Annotated in this window: 1 pseudogene; it reads right to left on the reverse strand. The window is 30.2% G+C overall.

From position 1 onward, the window contains the following. Positions 1–659: pseudogene (locus HMPREF2629_RS11195) on the reverse strand (hypothetical protein); the annotation flags it as partial.

A 659-nucleotide genomic window follows, 5' to 3' on the forward strand; every position in this document is an offset into this window, starting at 1 on the left:
CTTTTTTGGCTTCTTGTATTTCTTGCGCTTGTGGCGATTCGTCTGCTAAGTTAGTTGACAACTCATCTTTAATAGCATTTTGTTGTGCTACAATTTCTTCTGCACTATTATGTTCATTATTAAAATAATTATTTTCTTTTACTGTAGTTTCAGCTTTAGCTTCTTGTATTTCTTTTGCTAATGGTGATTCATCTGCTAAATGATTTGATGTTTCTGATTGAATTGCACGACGTTGTGCTGCAAGCTCATCGGAAGAAATACCTGTATGTTTTCTATTTTTTAAGTCTTCAATTTTATGTCTTACATTATCAATTGTTTCTTCTGTTTGTTGTTTAATACTATAATAATTATCTTTAACTTCTTGTTCTTTTGCTTTTAAATCATCAATTTTTTGGTTTGCTTTATTTTTAGTTAAAAGTCCAATAGTTGAGCCAATGATTGCACCAGTAATAAAGCTAACAATAAAACGTTTACGAGACTTAAATCTCGGATCATTATAATAAGTTTTATAATCAATCTCTTGATTAGTATCACGAGTAGCTTGATTTGAGAATTTTGGATGATTATAACTCTCATAGTCATCACGATTATAATGTGGTGTATTAACAAAGTTGTTTTGGTCTAATTGATTTGCGCCACGACCATGTAAGTCATTACCT

This window comes from Staphylococcus sp. HMSC034C12 (assembly GCF_001835895.1).
In the GTDB taxonomy this organism is placed as follows: Bacteria; Bacillota; Bacilli; order Staphylococcales; family Staphylococcaceae; genus Staphylococcus; species Staphylococcus hominis.